Genomic DNA, 17681 nt, shown 5'->3' on the forward strand with positions numbered 1-17681 from the left:
TAAGCTACAAGATAAAACCCCATTTAAAAAGACTCTAACCGAATATTTTTAAATGGGGTTTCTTTTTGCCCATAGAGAGTTCTTTTGTGTTTTTCTTGTCTGCGATAACTCCCTTTCCCTTTGCGATTTCTTTCTACACGCTGTCTAAAAAGTGGATCAGTCACTAATGCTTTTACTGCACTTTCTTTAATTTGACCTCTCTGGTGGAGGTAATCATTCTTTTGCTTACTCATCCTATTTTCCTCATATAAAAATGAGACTGTATTCTGGCAAAATCTGTCGATGTTGTATATAAGAAAATGAAAAAATTGAGTATAATAACGAACATAGATCACAATACAAGCGGTCATATATTTAACGTATTTTGCAAATCCAGAGGTTTTTATGAAAAAAGAAGAAGTTGGTCATCATTTTTTAGCTCGTTTAGGCAAAACTCGTTTACGCCCGGGTGGTAAATTAGCAACCGATTGGTTAATTGCAAACGGGGATTTTGATAAAAATAAAAAAGTGCTCGAAGTTGCCTGCAACATGGGGACTACTGCAATCCAATTAGCTCAACAATTTGAATGCCAAATTGTTGGTATTGATTTAGACGAAGATGCGCTTGAAAAAGCACGTAAAAATATTAAAGAAAACCATGTTGAGCACTTAATTCAAGTACAGCGCGCCAACGCAACAAAACTGCCATTTGAAGACGAAAGTTTTGATATTGTGATTAACGAAGCCATGCTAACAATGCTTCCTCTAGAAGCGAAAGAAAAGGCAATACGTGAATATTTTCGTGTATTAAAACCAAACGGTTTTTTATTAACGCACGATATTGTTATCCATAGTGAAGACACTGCTCCCTTGTTAGCTGAATTACGTGATGCTATTAAAATCACTGTATCCCCTCTCTCTAAAGCAGACTGGAAATCATTATTCCAACGTTGTGGTTTCCGTAATGTCGATACCTTTTCCGGAGAAATGTCCCTGCTTTCCCCTAAAGGTCTGATTCATGATGAAGGTGTTTTAGGTGCTATGAAAATTATCGGCAATGCATTAAAGCCGGAAAATCGCGAAACCTTTAATAAAATGTACAAACTGTTTAATGATCCGGACAAAAAGCTAGGGTTCATTGCAGTCTGTAGCCAGAAATAATTTTCATCGCATAATCTAAGGCACGCCATATGTTTCAAATGTTGCAAGATTGGTATCGAAAAAAATTTACCGACCCCCAAATAGTTGTGCTGCTTAGTATTCTATTGATCGGTTTCGGCATTATCTATTTTTTTAGCGATCTACTTATGCCCCTTCTGGTTGCACTTGTATTTGCCTATTTATTGGAATGGCCAATCCGTTTTTTGTCGAGCAAACTCAAATTACCTCGTACTTTGAGTGTCATTCTAGTGTTAGGAGGTTTCATCGCTTTATTGTCTTTTTTAGGCGTAGTGCTATTACCAAGCCTTTGGAATCAAGCAGTTACCTTTATTCAAGATTTACCTTCGATGTTTAATCTGCTCAATGCTTGGTTACAAGCCCTACCGGAGCATTACCCTGAATTAGTAGATTATGCGACCCTAGATTCCATTGTGAATACCGCTAAAAGTAATATTTTACGTATGGGAGAATCACTTCTAACACTCTCGATCAACTCTATAATCAGCTTAGTTGGCTTAGGCATTTACACCTTCTTAGTCCCACTCATGGTCTTTTTCTTACTGAAAGATAAAACCGTTTTAATGCGTTCTTTTAGTAAAATATTACCGCAAAACCGCCGACTTGCAACACGAGTATGGTTTGAAATGCAACAACAAATTGCCAACTATATTCGAGGAAAATTTTTAGAAATTCTAATTGTTGGGGTTGTCACTTATATTATTTTCCTCTTTTTTGATTTGCGCTATCCGTTACTACTTTCTGTAGCGGTAGGGATTTCAGTGTTAGTTCCCTACATCGGTGCAGTTTTAGTCAGTATTCCGGTAATATTAATTGCGCTATTCCAGTTCGGGTTATCACCGGATTTCTACTATTTAATGCTTGCTTTTATTATTAGCCAGTTGCTAGACGGAAATTTACTTGTCCCCTTCTTATTTTCTGAGGCAGTTAATCTACATCCGCTGACAATTATTGTCGCAGTGCTGATCTTCGGCGGTTTATGGGGCTTCTGGGGGGTGTTTTTTGCGATTCCTTTAGCGACTTTGGTTAAAGCTGTATTACAAGCATTGCCTTCAGCCCAGTCAGATGCCATTATTTTAGAAAAATAAACGAAATCCCAAGATGGAAAATACAGATATTATTCCTTTTAAACCTACCCGACATCACTATTTAAACCAACTCAATGCAGTTGTTGCACTAGGTGGGGGCCACGGCTTAGGTCGATTGCTCTCCGCGCTCTCTTTTTTAAAGGAACGGCTTACCGGCATTGTTGCCACTACCGATAATGGAGGCTCAACCGGTAGAATACGTTCACAACAAGGGGTGATTGCTTGGGGAGATTTACGCAACTGTTTAAATCAAATTATCGTTAAACCAACGATAGCTTCTCGGTTGTTTGAGTATCGTTTTGCTGGCACAGGCGAACTCGCTGGACATAATCTAGGCAATTTAATTCTCACCGCCCTTGAAAATATGCAAATCCGACCGCTAGAAGGGATTAATTTGGTGCGAGAATTATTGCACGTAAGATCGCAACTTATCCCAATGTCTGAAACACCGGTGCATTTAATTGCACAGTTGCATTCAGGCGAATCAGTATTTGGTGAAGTGCAAATTGATTCTTTAGCAGAAACACCACAACATTTAGCGTTAGATACTATAGTTGTTGCTACACCGGAAGCCATTTCAGCTATTCAAAGTGCTGAGTTAATACTGCTAGGCCCAGGTAGCTTTTTTACCAGTATTATGCCGAATTTATTAGTTTCCGAACTGGCACAAGCGATTACCAAAAGCCAAGCTAAAGTCATTTTTATTGATAATATCGGACAAGAACATGGTCCAGCTGGGCAACTATCACTTAATCAGCGAATTGAATGGATGGAGAACTGTATCGGACAGGCTAGAATTAATGCGGTAATTACGACTGATGATGAAGGTTCTGAACTTCCCGAACATATTCAAATCTTGCGAAAAAACTTATCTGCGAATGACGTTTATTACCGACACGATCGCAATAAATTAAGTAAAGCAATTGATGAACTACTCGCTCAGAACATATAAAAGCAAGCGGTAAAATTTTTAGAAAATTTTACCGCTTGTCTTTTAAGCTTTATTTCTTACGCTCAACCCATTTACCATCTAGATAATCAACAATCCATTTGGTGGCTTTGCCGTTTTTCTCAGAAGTCACATATTGACGTTTCTCTTTACGACTAAAACGGATAATAGCCTCATTTCCTTCCGGATCTTGCTGCGGAGCATCGGCAAGATACTGCAATTTCTCCGGTAAACGTTCACGATATTGTGCCAGTTCTGCTACTTTGGGCGCACGGCTTTCACGCACTTTCGGGAAGTTATGAGCCGACATAAAGACACCGCTTGCTCCGTCTCTTAATACAAAATAGGCATCAGCTTTTTCACATTTTAATTCCGGGAAAGCAATAGGATCTTCTTTTGGCGGAGCAACTTCCCCATTTTTCAGAATTTTACGGGTGTTATCGCAATTTGTACAGCCCATATATTTACCAAAACGCCCAAGTTTTAAGTGCATATCTGAACCACATTTATCGCATTCCACCACCGGCCCGTCATAGCCTTTAATTTTGAATGAACCTTGCTCAATAATATGACCATCACAATTTGGATTATTACCACAAACGTGTAATTTACGTTCAGCATCAATCACATAACTATCCATTGCAGAATCGCATTTCGGGCAACGCTTACGAGCCATCAAGGCCTTTGCTTCAGAATCAACATCTAGCACATTTAAAAATTCAGCCTCAGGAATTAAATTCATTGTCGTTTTGCAACGCTCTTTTGGTGGTAAAGCATAACCGGTACAACCTAAAAATACTCCAGTGGAGGCAGTACGAATTGCCATCTTTCGCCCACAAGTCGGGCAATCAATATCGGTTGGCACAAGGCTGTTTGGTTTCATCCCGCCTTCCAGCTCATCTAATTCAGCTTGGCTCAGCTCTTCAGAGAAATGTTTGAAGAAGGTATTCAACTCTTCTTTCCAATTTTTATTGCCTTCTGCAATTTGGTCGAGCACCTCTTCCATATTGGCTGTAAAATCATAATTCATTAAATCTTTGAACGATTCATTGAGACGATCAGTCACTACCTCACCAATTTTTTCCACATAAAAACGTTTGTTTTCGGTACGCACATAGCCACGCTCTTGAATCGTCGAAATAATTGAAGCATAGGTTGAAGGGCGACCAATTTTTCGCTCTTCTAACTCAGCAACCAAAGACGCCTCATTAAAACGTGCAGGCGGTTTAGTAAAATGCTGACTTGGCAAAACTTCATCAAGCGTCAATTTTTGATGCAGTTCAACCGCTGGTAACTCCTGATCTTCCGGATTTTTGCCTTGCACCGGTAGCACTTTCGTCCAGCCGTCAAAACGCATCACACGCCCGTTTGCTTTTAGCTCATAGTCTCCGGCAGACACTGTTACTGCGGTAGAATCATAACGAGCAGGTAACATTTGACACGCCAAGAAACGACGCCAAATCAAATCGTATAAACGCTCGGCATCTTTATCCATTGCTTTTAAGTCTGCCATTTTGACATTCACATCCGACGGACGAATAGCTTCGTGAGCTTCTTGGGCATTATCTTTACTGCGATACACATTTGCTTTTTCCGGCAAATAATTTGCCCCGAAGTTCTCTTGAATATAGCCTCGAGCCATTGCCAATGCCTCACGGCTAAGGTTGGTTGAATCGGTACGCATATAGGTGATGTAACCCGCTTCATACAACCGTTGAGCTAACATCATCGTCTTTTTCACTCCAAAGCCTAAACGGGTGCTGGCGGCACGTTGTAACGATGAAGTAATAAAAGGTGCTGAAGCACGAGAGCTGGTTTCTTTGGCTTCAATATTAGAAACAATAAAATCGCTCTGCTCCAACGCACGCACTGCAACATTTGCTTCAGCCTCATTGCTTGCCGAGAATTTTTTACCTTTATAAGTGGTTAATTCAAGCGGTAGTTTTTTACGATTAATTTGCGTATTGGCAAGAATAGTCCAAAACTCCTCGCTTTGGAACGCCTTGATTTCACGCTCACGCTCAACCAGTAATTTTACGGCTACCGATTGCACACGCCCTGCCGATAAACCACGAGCGACTTTTTTCCATAATAACGGCGACACCATAAAGCCCACCACACGGTCTAAAAAGCGGCGGGTTTGCTGGGAATTTACACGATCAATATTGAGCGGCTGCGGATCATCAAAGGCTTTTTTGATCGCATCTTTGGTGATTTCATTAAATACCACTCGGCTAAAACGGCTGTCATCACCACCGATGATTTCACGCAAATGCCACGCAATCGCTTCTCCCTCTCTATCCAAGTCGGTTGCCAGATAGATATGATCCGCTTTTTTTGCCAACGATTTTAGCTCAGAAACCACTTTCTCTTTATCTGGCATAATCTGATAATTTGCTTTCCAGCCGTTATATGGGTCGATTCCCATACGCTTAACTAGCGCAACACGTTCTTTTTCTGCCTTAATTTTCGCTTTTTGCTCAGCACTCATTCCTTTAGTTGAAATTGGCTTTGCTTTTTCCGTTTTTTCATCACTACCGCTTTTCGGCAAATCTCGAATATGCCCCACACTCGATTTCACCACATAATTACTACCAAGATATTGGTTAATTTTTTTTGCCTTAGCCGGAGACTCCACAATAACTAGTGATTTTCCCATGATTTATTACCTAATTTTTAATAATTATTTTAAATTGTTTGAAATTATTTCTTTTTAAGTTGATTTTTTTAGACACTATTTTTACGATAGCAAGCCTTAACACAAATTACAATATAAAGAAGAGAGAAAATGGATAAACTAAACGCAATCAGTTTATTTTGTAAAGTAATTGAAACCCAAAGTTTCACTCAAGCAGCACAACAAGCTCAAATTTCGTTACCAATGGCAAGTAAATTAGTGGCTCAGTTAGAAGAACATCTCAATGTGCGTTTACTACAACGAACCACTCGAAAAATCACACCAACTGAGGCAGGACTGCTCTACTATCAGCAATGCTTGCCTATTTTAAATGAACTAAAAGAGGCTGATGCCAGCGTAAGTAATATTAACTCAACACTACAAGGGAAAATAACAATGTCTGTACCAATGGATTTTGGCTCTCGCTTCATTGCCCCTTACCTTGGGAAATTTATGGAAGATTACCCTAATTTAGCCCTTCATATTGAATTTAGCGACCGTCGGGTAGATGTGATTGCAGAAGGCTTTGATTTGGTGCTGCGTATTGGTAGCCTTGCAGATAGTTCCATTGTGGCGAAAAAAATTGCAGATTCCCATTTGGTTTTAGTTGCTTCTCCAGATTATTTAGCTCGATTTGGCGAACCTAAAAGCTTAGAAGCATTAGTGGAACGAGACTGCCTACTCTATGAATACCATCCTCAATGGCAATTTTCTCAACAAGGACAAAAAATGCAAATTAAACCACAAGGTAAAATTTACAGTAACAATGGTTATGCGTTAGTACAAATGGCAAAAGCTGGTTTGGGCATCATTAACATTCCAAAGTTTTTAATAAAACACGAGCTAAAAAACGGAGAGTTGATTCCTATTATGCCTTTTTTGACACAAGAACCTTTACAAATCAGCTTACTCTATCCAAACCGTCGTTATCTCTCTCCTAAAGTGCGAATCCTAATTGATTTTTTCTCACAACTGATGCAAGAGCAAAAAGAGTATATTTAACAAAAAAGAAGCAGTTATAAAACAACTGCTTCCTTTCTGAAATACGAAATTAGTTAATTATGCTTAATTTTCTCAAAATGAAAATCAAAAGAGCTGCACCTAATACACCAAAAAAGATACCGACTATATTAAAGTCTCCAGCACTATAAGCGGAACCAATACCTAATACATCACCAAATACCCAGCGTCCAAGTGATGAACCAACAATACCAATAATAATATTTTTGCAAAGTCCGCCTTCACTTTTCATTACAGCCGAAGCTATCCAACCAATTATAGCGCCAACAATAATTGCAGCAATCCATCCCATAATATTCTCCTTAGCTGAGTTGAAATGAATTTTTACTCTACAAGATTATGACAAATAAAACAAATTTTTATTTTTTACACTAAAAAGTTTGTTTAGCTTCTTTGATTAATACCTCTGGTATAGTAATGCCCAATTCTTTTGCCGTTTTAGTATTAATTGAAAGCTCTAATTTGCTGACTTCTTGGGTTGGAATTGTCCCTGCTTTTTCCCCTTTTAATACACGAGCAGCAACTTTACCGGTTGCCACACCAATATCATATTGATTAACCGCATAAGCTGCCACTGCACCACGTTGTACTGTATCACGGTCAGCAGCAATCACCGGAATTTTTGCTTCCAAAGCCGCTTTATGTAAGGCCTCATAAGCCGAAACAACTGCATTATCTTCAGAAATATAAATAGCCTGCACTTTTCCGTTTAGGCTGCGAGCAGCAGTGCCAATATCGGCACTGCGTTGAACAGCAACCGGCACTATAGTAAAGCTCTGTTTTTGAGCCTCTTGTTTTAATTCGTCTAACACAATCGCAGAATTAACTTCCCCTGCACTATAAACATAGCCAACTGCTTTCAAATCAGGTACTAATGTTTGAATTAATTTCACTTGTGGAGCGATCGATTTGTGGTCTGAAATCCCAGTCACGTTAGTGCCACTTGGCTCCCAAGATTTTACCAATTTTGCAGCAACCGGATCAGTTACGCCTGAAAACACAATTGGAATAGAACGTGTTGCAGCAACGACAGGTTGTGCCGAAGGTGTCGTAATCGGGATAATAATATCTGCTTTATCCCCAACAAATTTACGCGCAATTTGTGCTGCAGTGGCGGTACTACCCTGTGCAGACTGATAGTCGATCTTAATGTTTTTACCATCAACAAACCCTTCTCGGGCTAATTCTTCAACCACACCTTTACGAATTGAATCTAATGCTGGGTGTTCAACAATCGCCGTAATTGCTACATTTTGAATTTTATCTTGAGCTAATGCCGCTACAGAAAGTGAACTTAACAACGTCACTAATAAGGTTTTATGGAATTTCATTTTCTCTCCTTAATATTATTACTGTACTATCACAACAGTACAAACACAAAACAAAGATAAGCAATTTTTAGTCAGAGTGCAAGTGGAATTTGATGATTTCCGTCACAAAACAAACAAGCGGTTAAATTTTGACTGATATTTGCAAATAATCAGAAAAATTTAACCGCTTGTAATGCGTTTTGATGAAATAGATCTCTTATTTCACTAACTTTAAGGTAGATGTTTTCTTCGTCTTGAGTTTTTTAGGCTGCTCCTCTGCTCTAGCTTGATAAGCCTCTTCACTGTAATAGGCTTCCTCTTGGAACATAATACCATCACCGGTTTCTTGCGCATAAATCGCCACCATTGCCCCAAAAGGAATATAAATATCTCTTAACATTCCCTGAAAACGAGCGCTAAAGCTAATGTATTCATCAGCCACAATATACTGCCCGATGGAACGAGGCGAAATATTTAAAATAATCTTCCCTTCTTTGACAAACTCTACCGGCACATCAACATCTGGAAATTCCGCATTCACTAATAAGTAAGGCGTGCTATCGCTATCAATAATCCAGTTATAGTAGGCATTATAAAGATAAGGTCTTAATGGTTTCATTAGTCTTTATCGTCCATTAAATGTTTTGGCGCTTCGCCGCCAACAGACTGGATAAAACTATCACGTTGGAATACACGGGTCATATACGCATTGATTGGTTTTGCCGTTGCGCCGCTGAATTTAACCCCTAAGATTTGCATACGCCATAATAACGGTGCAATATAGCAATCAACCAAGCTGAAATCATCGCTCATAAAATAAGGTTTAGCCGCAAAAATAGGCGCTAATGCTAACACATCTTCTTTAAGCTGTGCTAACGCTTTCTTACCTTCTGCTGATTCAGGATCTTTATTCACAATATCAATTTGTGAATACCAATCTTGTTCAATGCGATACATATTTAAACGACACTGACCACGAGAAACCGGGTAAACTGGCATTAATGGTGGGTGAGGAAAACGCTCATCTAAATATTCCATAACAATACGAGGGTTAAACAGCACTAATTCACGATCAACCAATGTAGGAATATTACCGTAAGGATTCAATTCTAATAAATCTTCAGAAATACTGCCTAGCATAACGTTCTCTATTTCATAAGGTACCCCTTTTTCTGCTAATACAATACGCACTTGGTGGCTGTAAATATCGTTTTTATCCGAAAAAAGAGTCATTACCGAACGTTTGTTTATACTACTCGTCATTTATATCTCCGATGATCTAATTAAAAAATAAAATTGGTTGTGGATTATACCATATTTTAACCAACAGATAACAGCCCTAAAATTAGGCTTTATTATATCAAACCACTACGCAAACGTTTGCTTTATATGCTATGATTACTCTGTTTTACATTAGTACAATAAGGATTTAAAATGCCAAACAAAGCTGAAATTGCGATCGTAATGGGTTCTAAGAGTGATTGGGCAACTATGTCTGAAGCCACACAAATTTTAGACCAATTCGGTTTAAGCTATCACGTTGAAGTCGTCTCCGCACACCGCACACCGGATAAACTCTTTTCTTTTGCCGAAACGGCAGAAGCTAACGGTTATAAAGTGATTATTGCCGGAGCCGGCGGTGCGGCTCACTTACCCGGAATGATCGCCGCTAAAACCATTGTTCCGGTGTTAGGTGTGCCGGTAAAAAGCTCAATGTTAAGTGGTGTAGATAGCCTCTATTCGATTGTGCAAATGCCGAAAGGCATTCCGGTCGGCACACTGGCAATCGGGCCGGCAGGTGCAGCAAATGCAGGCTTATTAGCCGCTCAAATTTTAGCAGCCTTTAACCCTGATATTGCAGAAAAACTGCGTATTTTTCGTCAAACCCAAACTCAGATGGTATTAGATAATCCTGATCCTCGTGTTGAATAACTACTGTATAAAAGATGTCTAAAAAATTATTAATTCTCCACACCGGTGGCACTATTTCAATGAAAGAAGGGGAAGACGGCAAAGTCTCCCCTTCCACCGAAAACCCTCTCTTAGCAGCCTTAAAACGTTTAAACCACCCGGCAAAATTGGTGCAAGAATCGTTATTTAATATTCCTTCTCCGCATATCAATATTGAACATTGGCAACAGTTAAAAATACGGATTGAAAAGGCAGTGAATGAGGAAAGTGTCGATGGCGTAGTGATCACCCACGGCACAGATACATTAGAAGAAACTTCCTATTTTCTGGATTTAGCCCTCAACGTAAATATACCTGTGGCAATTACAGGAGCGATGCGCTCCAGCAATGAACTTGGTGCTGATGGCTTAATCAATCTACAAAGTGCGATTTTAGTGGCATTAAATGAAGAAAGCCGAGATAAGGGCGTATTAGTGGTGATGAATGATGAAATCCACAATGCTAAATTTGTGACCAAAACCCACACTACCAACGTGGCAACTTTCCAAACCCCAACCTTTGGGCCTTGTGGCTTAGTGACGAAAGAATCTGTCATTTTTTTCCAAAAATTGACCGCTTACGAACGCTTCCCGATTCAGCAATTAACCAAAACTAATGTGCAACTACTGAAAGCCTATGCTGGAATGGATAGTTTTCTGTTGGAACAATTAGCGAAAAGCAACTGCGATGGGGTGGTAATTGAAGCATTAGGTGCAGGCAATTTGCCGCCAAGCTGCCTTGAAGGGGTTAAAGCTCTGGTAAATGCTGATATTCCGATTGTGATTGTCTCCCGAGCATTCAACGGCATTACCCAAGATGTCTATGATTATTTAGGCGGCGGAAAACAGTTAAAGCAACAAGGCATTATTTTTACCAAAGGATTAAGCGGGCAAAAAGCTCGCATTAAACTTATGGTTTTGCTCAACCAAACCTTAAACAAACCACTATCAGACTATTTCTAACTCATTGAGAATATCACAATGCAAAAAAGTGCAATCTACCCACCTGTTTATGTATTAGGCAACGGTCAGCTAGGGCGAATGCTACGCTACGCCGGTGCTCCGCTTGATATTGAAGTCAAACCACTTGCTTTTGATGCTCCTGTGTTTGAGATTGAAGCAAACAGCATTATTACCGCAGAAATCGAACGCTGGGCAGACACACCTTTAACGCAATTACTCGGTAATCACCCTAACTTTGTGAACCTGAATGTGTTTGGGAAGTTAGCCGATCGTTTTACGCAAAAATCGCTACTTGATGAGCTCAATCTTCCGAGTTCAAAATGGAAACTACTAGAAAATGCCGAACAATGGCAAGATATTTTTCAGCATATCGGCGAAAAAGTGGTAGTTAAACGCCGAACCGGTGGGTATGACGGGCGTGGGCAATGGATTGTAACCCAAGAGTCGATTGATCAAATTACACCTGAATTATTTGGCGAAGTGATTGCCGAAAAATTTATCCCCTTTGATGGAGAAATTTCCATTGTTGGGGCAAGATTCCGTGACGGTTCAACCCGTTTTTACCCTATTTCTCACAATTTACAACAAAATGGCATTCTACGTTATTCCGTTTCTGATGTGAATTTACCGAACCAAGCCCTTTACCAACAACAAGCCGAACAGATGCTCTCTGCGGTAATGCAAAAATTAGAGTATGTCGGCGTAATGGCAATGGAATGCTTTGTGGTGGGTGAAAAGCTACTCATCAACGAGCTTGCCCCTCGAGTGCACAACAGCGGACACTGGACACAACTTGGCTGTTCCATTAGCCAATTTGAGTTACATTTACGGGCGTTATTAGATCTACCGACACCAGAACTCAAGCAAATCGCCCCAAGCGTGATGGTTAACTTGATCGGCATCGAACATAACAACCAATGGTTAAACTTCCCATTTAGCCAACTACATTGGTATGGCAAAGAAGTCCGAACCGGTAGAAAAGTTGGGCATATCAACCTCACTCACCCAAACAAAAACCGATTAATCGAATTACTGGAGCAACTAAGACCAAGCCTAACAGAAGATTTTCATTCTGGACTAGATTGGGCAATTAACAAGCTCAAGTAAGCGGTCGAATTTTGTAACTTTTTTGAAATATGTTCCCCGATGGTGCGAGCTTCCTCGCTCGTACCAAACAAGCGGTCGACTTAGTGCTAAAATTTGCAAAATAATTCAACATAATGGCTACTTCCGGTCATCATCTTGATCTGAAAATTCCTCAGGGTGGATATGGCTATCAAAAAGCATTTTCTTCCTCCGAGAAAACAGATTTTTTCACAAGAATCTTAGGGCTACTCTTTATTTGTTTCCTTAGGCAATAACTTCGAGCAAATGATAATAGAGAGCATCGCCCCAAATCCTGCACCTGAAATCTTCAGTGATTTATCATAAACTGCCGGCTCAAAATAAATAAATCCCAAAATCCAAATTAAAAAGAACCCCATATAAATCCAAAACACTTTATCTTCATTTTTCTGGGTATAACCTTTATAAACAATAACCGCACTACTTACCATCATCGGAATAATAAAAGTCAAAAACACATTATTGAACAAAGTACCAAATCGCTCAAACGGATTACTGTACTCCTGCATAATGTGATGAGCAATCCAGATAACCACCATAAAAACAAGCTGAGAGAAAATAACAATTTTGGCAAATAAAATTAATTTTGAAAATAATGAACGAGAAATCACATTTAAACCTCCAATAAATACGCTTTCAACTGCTGCAACTTATCCCTTACCGCAGCCGCTTTTTCAAATTCCAGATCTTTCGCAAAATCACGCATCTGTTGTTCCAGCGTTTTAAGCTCTTTTTCCAACTCTTTGCGGGATTTCGGCTTGTAGTCGCTTGTAGAATTTTCGGCTTTTTTGACCGCTTGTTTGCCTCGTTTTGGCTTGTCGGATTGTCCGATATCGAGCAATTCGCCCACTTTTTTGTTCAACGCTTGTGGGGTGATACCGTGTTCTTCGTTGTATTTCATCTGCTTTTCACGGCGGCGTTCGGTCTCGGTAATTGCTTTTTGCATTGAGTTGGTAATGCGGTCGCCGTATAAAATCGCTTTGCCGTTGAGGTTTCGGGCAGCACGTCCGATGGTCTGAATTAACGAGCGTTCGGAACGCAAAAAGCCCTCTTTATCGGCATCAAGAATGGCAACCAGCGACACTTCGGGCATATCTAATCCCTCACGCAATAAGTTGATCCCCACCAGCACGTCAAACATTCCCATTCGCAAATCGTGGATAATTTCCACCCGCTCCACCGTGTCAATATCGCTATGTAGATAGCGAACCCGCACGCCGTGTTCGTCCAAATAATCGGTGAGATCTTCCGCCATTTTTTTGGTGAGTGTTGTCACCAGCACCCGTTCGTCCACCGCCACTCGTTTGTGAATTTCAGAGAGTAAATCGTCCACCTGCGTAGCAACGGGGCGAACTTCGATAATCGGGTCGAGCAAGCCGGTTGGGCGAACCACTTGATCCACCACGTCCGGATTTTTCTCCAATTCATACGCCCCCGGTGTGGCAGAAACGTAAATCGTCTGCGGGGAAAGGCGTTCAAACTCTTCAAATCTCAATGGGCGGTTATCCAGTGCAGACGGCAGGCGGAAACCATATTGCACTAGCGTCTCTTTTCTGGCTCGGTCGCCCCGATACATTCCGCCGATTTGTGGCACAGTAACGTGGCTTTCATCAATCACCAAAATACCGTCCGCCGGCATATAATCAAACAGGGTCGGCGGGGCTTCACCCTCTTTTCTGCCCGAGAGATAGCGGGAGTAGTTTTCAATGCCCGAACAGTAGCCCAGCTCATTCATCATCTCAATATCAAACTGCGTACGTTGGGCGATCCGCTGCTCTTCCAGCAATTTGTTCTCTTTAATGAAATAGGTACGGCGCTCGGCAAGCTCGACCTTAATTTGCTCGATTGCCTCCAAAATTCGCTCTCGTGGGGTCACATAGTGGGTTTTTGGGTAAATGGTATAACGTGGCACTTTGCCCAAGCTATGCCCTGTAAGCGGATCAAATAGCGACAGATTTTCGATTTCATCGTCAAACAGCTCTACCCTTAACGCCACTTCATCGCTTTCGGCAGGGTAAATATCAATCACATCGCCCCGCACTCGAAAAGTCGAACGCTGAAATGCCTGATCGTTGCGGGTGTATTGCAATTCGGCAAGGCGAGAGAGAATTTCACGCTGCCCAATCATCGCCCCCACTTGCAAATGCAACATCATCTGCATATAAGCGTCCACATCACCCAAGCCGTAAATGGCAGAAACGGAGGCAACCACTATCGTATCTCGGCGTTCCAAAAAGGATTTGGTTGCTGAAAGTCGCATCTGCTCGATCTGCTCATTGATAGAGGCATCTTTCTCGATAAAGGTATCGCTTGCCGGCACATAGGCTTCGGGCTGGTAGTAGTCGTAGTACGAGACAAAATACTCCACCGCATTTTCCGGAAAGAACGCCTTCATCTCGGCATAGAGCTGGGCGGCAAGGGTTTTATTTGGGGCAAGCACCATCGCAGGGCGATTGAGCTTGGCAATCACATTCGCAATGGTAAAGGTTTTACCCGAGCCAGTTACACCAAGTAAGGTTTGATGTGCTAAGCCATCATTTAAGCCTTCGGTCAGTTTAGCAATCGCACTCGGTTGGTCGCCTGAGGGTTTGAATGGGGAATGGAGGATAAAGGGTTTGCCTTGCTTGCTCATAGAAAATCCTGTCTTAAAAAATCGGTCTATTTTAGCACAAGCAAGCGGTCGTTTTTATCGGGATTTTTGCAAATTTATTGTAACTGCTTATATTGATCCATTCTTTGATCTAATACCCTAACAATAAAGATACCTTTTGGGATTGGTTTATAATAAATAGAATGTGAGCGGTGGTAATGACACCGCAACGAAGAGCGAATATGCTCCACGTTTCTACCCATATAGGGAAACTCATCGAGCAGACAAAATGTTTTTTCCAAATCTAATAAGTATGCTTCAGCTTGGGCATCACCAAATTGGGCTGCGGAATATTCATAAAGTAACGCTAAATCTCGCTCTGCCCTAACAGAAAGTTTATACATTACGTTTTGCCTTTGCCTTGCTGATAATAGATTGAACGGTTTCCTCAGAAACACCACTTTCTAAGCCTTCATCAATTAAGGCTCTTAGCTGAATTAGCTGCTGTTCTTGTGCTTCCAATATTTTTAATGCGGCACTGATAACCTCGTTGGTCGAACCATAACGCCCACTTTCAATCATTTGGTTCACAAATTGGCTTAATGGCTCAGCTAAAGTTACGCTGGTTGTTCTACTCATTACTATTCCTATCTTATTGATTATTGAGCAGATTGTAATGGCTCTAATTTAGATAAGCAAGCGGTCTATTTTTAGCAATAATTTGCAAAACAAAATGTGATTTACGTCACAAAATCAGCATTATTTTTTGCGAATAATTCGCAATAAGGATATTATGTCACAATGTTTTTATTAAAAGGAAATTTTTATGCGTTTAACCAAACTTGCTTTTGCACTTTCTGGCTTTTTTGTGGCTACTCAAGCGGCAGCTTTAGACTTAACTAAGGAAACCGAGGCTTATAAACAATTTGTGGTGGAACAAATTGACCAACTGGTTACCGATACGGAAAAATTTGTCGGTTACTTAAACAAAGGCGATGTGCAAAATGCCAAGAAAATTTACCCGCTTGCAAGAATGTATTTTGAACGTTCTGAACCGATTGCAGAAAGTTTTGGCGATTTAGACCCTCGTATTGATGCCCGTCTGGCAGATTTAGCCGAAGAAGGCAAAACCGAAAAGGATTGGTCGGGCTTCCACAAAATCGAGAAAGTGTTGTGGGAGAAAAATACAACTAAAGGGACGAAAGCTACAGCAGATCAGCTATTAAAAGATGTAAAAGAACTGCGTGCGAAAATTCCAACTGCGGAAGTTACTCCTGAGCTGATGATTACCGGTGCAGTAGATTTATTAAACGAAGTTTCTACCACGAAAGTGACCGGCGAGGAAGAAATTTTCTCTAAAACCGACCTTTACGATTTTAAAGCCAATATTGAAGGGGCAGAAAAAATCTATCAGATTTTCAAACCACAATTAGAACAAGTTGATGCGAAACTCTCAGCAGAGATTGCCTCTCGTTTTGCTACAGTAAATGCTTTGTTGGAAAAACATAATAAATCCAAAACAGGTGGCTATGATTATGTTGGCTACGATACGCTCTCAAAAGCCGATATTAAAGCGTTAGCTGAAGCCGTCAATCAATTAGGCGAGCCGTTAGCTCAACTTGGCGTACTTTTAAATAAATAATGGAGTAAAAATGATGGCAGAAACCACTTCTCGCCGTGATTTTTTAAAACATACCGCATTGGTAGGAGCAGGCTTATTGACTGCTCCTGCTTTCGCTTTGGAATCACGACAAATATCTGAAAAATCTCAAAATCAATACGACTTTTACGGCAAACATCAAGCCGGTATTGTTAGCCCTGCACAAAAACATATCTACTTTTTAGTGCTGGATTTAGACACCACCGACATTGCCAAAGTAAAAACTCTGTTTAAAAACTGGACGGAATATAGCCGTAACCTTACGCTTGGCAAAAATGTGAAGCCTTATAGTGCCAATGCTTATGTTCCACCGGTGGATACCGGTGAGGCAGATAGCCTTTCAGCACAGAATCTCACTCTCACCTTTGGCGTCAGTGCTAATTTCTTTACAAAACTCGGCATTGAAAAACATAAGCCGGAAGCACTAAAAAATTTACCGCATTTCCCTCGTGATCAACTACAAGCAGAATACACCGGTGGCGATATTTGCATTCAAGCCTGTGCAGACGATCCTCAAGTGGCTTTCCACGCTGTGCGTAATTTGGTGCGTGTTGCCCGTGGCGAAATCAAAATGAAATGGTCGCAAATGGGGTTTAACTCCTTTGCGAATCAAGACACGCCTCGTAACTTATTCGGTTTTAAAGACGGCACTGCCAACGCAGAAAGTTTAAAAGATCAGGAAAATACGGTATGGGTGCAACAAGAGGGCTGGCTCAAAGGCGGTTCTTATCTAGCCGTTCGCCGTGTTAAAATGTTCTTGGAAACTTGGGATCGCACTCACCTACAATCCCAAGAAGAAACCTTCGGTCGCCATCGGGATTCCGGAGCCGGCATCGGGCATCAGCACGAATTCGAGAAATTAGATTTAGCCAAAAAAGACGAAAAAGGCAATTTAGTGATTCCAGAAATTTCACACGCTCATCTTGCCAACAACACAGGGCTGAAAATCCTACGCCGTTCATTCTCCTATTCCAGCGGTATTGATGATAAAGGGCAATTTGACTCAGGATTGTTATTTATTTCTTTCCAACAAAGTCCGGAGCAATTTATCAAAATCCAGAACGCCCTCGGCAATGTGGATAAAATGAATGAATACATCACTCATATCGGCAGTGGCTTATTTGCTTGTTTTGCCGGAGTGAAAGATGAAAATGACTACCTTGGCAAAGCCTTGTTTGAGCTAATTTAAGGA

19 protein-coding genes are annotated in these 17681 nt (G+C 40.8%); 9 read left to right on the forward strand and 10 right to left on the reverse strand.

The features are described 5' to 3' along the window. Positions 1-23 precede the first annotated feature (23 nt). Positions 24-233 (reverse strand): alternative ribosome-rescue factor A, encoded by a 210-nt coding sequence (locus EL242_RS07090; protein WP_126302072.1) that lies wholly within the window; start codon positions 231-233, stop codon positions 24-26. Between the two features lie 151 nt (positions 234-384). Here EL242_RS07090 and EL242_RS07095 point away from each other — a divergent pair, with 151 nt between their 5' ends. From EL242_RS07095 to EL242_RS07105, 3 genes are read left to right on the forward strand one after another with little or no spacing between them, the layout of a single operon-like run. After that, positions 385-1140 carry a class I SAM-dependent methyltransferase gene (locus tag EL242_RS07095; RefSeq protein ID WP_126302073.1) on the forward strand — a complete coding sequence of 252 codons (756 nt, stop codon included), beginning with the start codon at positions 385-387 and terminating at the stop codon, positions 1138-1140. A 29-nt stretch (positions 1141-1169) separates the two neighbouring features. Further along, positions 1170-2246 (forward strand): AI-2E family transporter, encoded by a 1077-nt coding sequence (locus EL242_RS07100; protein ID WP_126302074.1) that lies wholly within the window; start codon positions 1170-1172, stop codon positions 2244-2246. Positions 2247-2259: 13 nt separating this feature from the next. Continuing rightward, on the forward strand, positions 2260-3198 hold the full coding sequence (locus EL242_RS07105; protein ID WP_126302075.1) for a gluconeogenesis factor YvcK family protein: 939 nt from the start codon (positions 2260-2262) through the stop codon (positions 3196-3198). A 49-nt stretch (positions 3199-3247) separates the two neighbouring features. Here EL242_RS07105 and topA read toward each other — a convergent pair whose 3' ends face one another. Continuing rightward, positions 3248-5854 carry a type I DNA topoisomerase gene (gene topA / locus EL242_RS07110; protein ID WP_126302076.1) on the reverse strand — a complete coding sequence of 869 codons (2607 nt, stop codon included), beginning with the start codon at positions 5852-5854 and terminating at the stop codon, positions 3248-3250. A gap of 129 nt (positions 5855-5983) precedes the next feature. Between topA and EL242_RS07115 the strand changes: the two genes are divergently transcribed. Beyond that, complete coding sequence (locus tag EL242_RS07115; RefSeq protein ID WP_126302077.1) at positions 5984-6874, forward strand: LysR family transcriptional regulator; 891 nt, start codon at positions 5984-5986, stop codon at positions 6872-6874. A gap of 49 nt (positions 6875-6923) precedes the next feature. Here the strand turns inward: EL242_RS07115 and EL242_RS07120 are convergent, their stop codons facing one another. From EL242_RS07120 to sspA, 4 genes are all read right to left on the reverse strand, one after another. Then, positions 6924-7184: a GlsB/YeaQ/YmgE family stress response membrane protein gene (locus EL242_RS07120; RefSeq protein WP_006251053.1), complete on the reverse strand. Its 261-nt coding sequence runs from the start codon at positions 7182-7184 to the stop codon at positions 6924-6926. A 79-nt stretch (positions 7185-7263) separates the two neighbouring features. Continuing rightward, the gene (locus EL242_RS07125) at positions 7264-8223 is read right to left on the reverse strand and encodes an ABC transporter substrate-binding protein (protein ID WP_126302078.1); all 960 of its coding nucleotides are present in this window, start codon (positions 8221-8223) and stop codon (positions 7264-7266) included. A 196-nt stretch (positions 8224-8419) separates the two neighbouring features. Then, entirely contained in the window at positions 8420-8821 is a 402-nt protein-coding gene (locus tag EL242_RS07130; protein ID WP_126302079.1) for a ClpXP protease specificity-enhancing factor, read from the reverse strand. Beyond that, positions 8821-9465, reverse strand: a complete 645-nt coding sequence (gene sspA / locus EL242_RS07135; RefSeq protein ID WP_126302080.1) for a stringent starvation protein SspA — start codon at positions 9463-9465, stop codon at positions 8821-8823. Before sspA ends, EL242_RS07130 begins: the two co-directional genes overlap by 1 nt. Positions 9466-9636: 171 nt before the next feature. Here sspA and purE point away from each other — a divergent pair, with 171 nt between their 5' ends. From purE to purK, 3 genes are read left to right on the forward strand one after another with little or no spacing between them, the layout of a single operon-like run. Beyond that, positions 9637-10134 carry a 5-(carboxyamino)imidazole ribonucleotide mutase gene (gene purE / locus EL242_RS07140; protein ID WP_126302081.1) on the forward strand — a complete coding sequence of 166 codons (498 nt, stop codon included), beginning with the start codon at positions 9637-9639 and terminating at the stop codon, positions 10132-10134. Between the two features lie 14 nt (positions 10135-10148). Then, the gene (locus EL242_RS07145; RefSeq protein ID WP_126302082.1) at positions 10149-11114 is read left to right on the forward strand and encodes an asparaginase; all 966 of its coding nucleotides are present in this window, start codon (positions 10149-10151) and stop codon (positions 11112-11114) included. Between the two features lie 18 nt (positions 11115-11132). Beyond that, a complete protein-coding gene (gene purK, locus EL242_RS07150; RefSeq protein ID WP_126302083.1) occupies positions 11133-12221 on the forward strand; it encodes a 5-(carboxyamino)imidazole ribonucleotide synthase in 1089 nt (362 codons plus the stop codon). A 224-nt stretch (positions 12222-12445) separates the two neighbouring features. Here purK and EL242_RS07155 read toward each other — a convergent pair whose 3' ends face one another. The 4 genes from EL242_RS07155 to EL242_RS07170 form a co-directional block, all read right to left on the reverse strand. Continuing rightward, positions 12446-12850 carry a hypothetical protein gene (locus tag EL242_RS07155; protein WP_126302084.1) on the reverse strand — a complete coding sequence of 135 codons (405 nt, stop codon included), beginning with the start codon at positions 12848-12850 and terminating at the stop codon, positions 12446-12448. Positions 12851-12852: 2 nt separating this feature from the next. Further along, positions 12853-14871, reverse strand: a complete 2019-nt coding sequence (gene uvrB, locus EL242_RS07160) for an excinuclease ABC subunit UvrB (RefSeq protein WP_126302085.1) — start codon at positions 14869-14871, stop codon at positions 12853-12855. Positions 14872-14945: 74 nt separating this feature from the next. After that, positions 14946-15233: a type II toxin-antitoxin system RelE/ParE family toxin gene (locus EL242_RS07165; RefSeq protein WP_126302086.1), complete on the reverse strand. Its 288-nt coding sequence runs from the start codon at positions 15231-15233 to the stop codon at positions 14946-14948. Further along, a complete protein-coding gene (locus EL242_RS07170) occupies positions 15226-15468 on the reverse strand; it encodes a type II toxin-antitoxin system ParD family antitoxin (RefSeq protein WP_126302087.1) in 243 nt (80 codons plus the stop codon). Before EL242_RS07170 ends, EL242_RS07165 begins: the two co-directional genes overlap by 8 nt. Before the next feature lie 187 nt (positions 15469-15655). On the opposite strand from EL242_RS07170, the gene efeO reads away from it, so the two are divergent. Continuing rightward, complete coding sequence (efeO, locus tag EL242_RS07175; RefSeq protein WP_126302088.1) at positions 15656-16471, forward strand: iron uptake system protein EfeO; 816 nt, start codon at positions 15656-15658, stop codon at positions 16469-16471. 10 nt (positions 16472-16481) lie between these two features. After that, positions 16482-17678, forward strand: coding sequence for an iron uptake transporter deferrochelatase/peroxidase subunit (efeB, locus tag EL242_RS07180; RefSeq protein ID WP_172595353.1), 1197 nt, complete (start codon positions 16482-16484; stop codon positions 17676-17678). Positions 17679-17681: the final 3 nt, after the last annotated feature.

The sequence above is a fragment of the Mannheimia haemolytica genome (genome assembly GCA_900638155.1).
In the GTDB taxonomy this organism is placed as follows: Bacteria; Pseudomonadota; Gammaproteobacteria; order Enterobacterales; family Pasteurellaceae; genus Mannheimia; species Mannheimia glucosida.

Coding starts and splice junctions, on each gene's coding strand:
- uvrB (WP_126302085.1), bottom strand. CDS start 14,871: ATGAGCAAGCAAGGCAAACCCTTTATCCTCCATTCCCCATTCAAACCC.
- topA (WP_126302076.1), bottom strand. CDS start 5,854: ATGGGAAAATCACTAGTTATTGTGGAGTCTCCGGCTAAGGCAAAAAAA.
- EL242_RS07090 (WP_126302072.1), bottom strand. CDS start 233: ATGAGTAAGCAAAAGAATGATTACCTCCACCAGAGAGGTCAAATTAAA.
- EL242_RS07165 (WP_126302086.1), bottom strand. CDS start 15,233: ATGTATAAACTTTCTGTTAGGGCAGAGCGAGATTTAGCGTTACTTTAT.
- EL242_RS07125 (WP_126302078.1), bottom strand. CDS start 8,223: ATGAAATTCCATAAAACCTTATTAGTGACGTTGTTAAGTTCACTTTCT.
- sspA (WP_126302080.1), bottom strand. CDS start 9,465: ATGACGAGTAGTATAAACAAACGTTCGGTAATGACTCTTTTTTCGGAT.
- EL242_RS07105 (WP_126302075.1), top strand. CDS start 2,260: ATGGAAAATACAGATATTATTCCTTTTAAACCTACCCGACATCACTAT.
- EL242_RS07115 (WP_126302077.1), top strand. CDS start 5,984: ATGGATAAACTAAACGCAATCAGTTTATTTTGTAAAGTAATTGAAACC.
- EL242_RS07100 (WP_126302074.1), top strand. CDS start 1,170: ATGTTTCAAATGTTGCAAGATTGGTATCGAAAAAAATTTACCGACCCC.
- purE (WP_126302081.1), top strand. CDS start 9,637: ATGCCAAACAAAGCTGAAATTGCGATCGTAATGGGTTCTAAGAGTGAT.
- efeO (WP_126302088.1), top strand. CDS start 15,656: ATGCGTTTAACCAAACTTGCTTTTGCACTTTCTGGCTTTTTTGTGGCT.
- EL242_RS07145 (WP_126302082.1), top strand. CDS start 10,149: ATGTCTAAAAAATTATTAATTCTCCACACCGGTGGCACTATTTCAATG.
- EL242_RS07120 (WP_006251053.1), bottom strand. CDS start 7,184: ATGGGATGGATTGCTGCAATTATTGTTGGCGCTATAATTGGTTGGATA.
- purK (WP_126302083.1), top strand. CDS start 11,133: ATGCAAAAAAGTGCAATCTACCCACCTGTTTATGTATTAGGCAACGGT.
- EL242_RS07095 (WP_126302073.1), top strand. CDS start 385: ATGAAAAAAGAAGAAGTTGGTCATCATTTTTTAGCTCGTTTAGGCAAA.
- EL242_RS07130 (WP_126302079.1), bottom strand. CDS start 8,821: ATGAAACCATTAAGACCTTATCTTTATAATGCCTACTATAACTGGATT.
- EL242_RS07170 (WP_126302087.1), bottom strand. CDS start 15,468: ATGAGTAGAACAACCAGCGTAACTTTAGCTGAGCCATTAAGCCAATTT.
- efeB (WP_172595353.1), top strand. CDS start 16,482: ATGATGGCAGAAACCACTTCTCGCCGTGATTTTTTAAAACATACCGCA.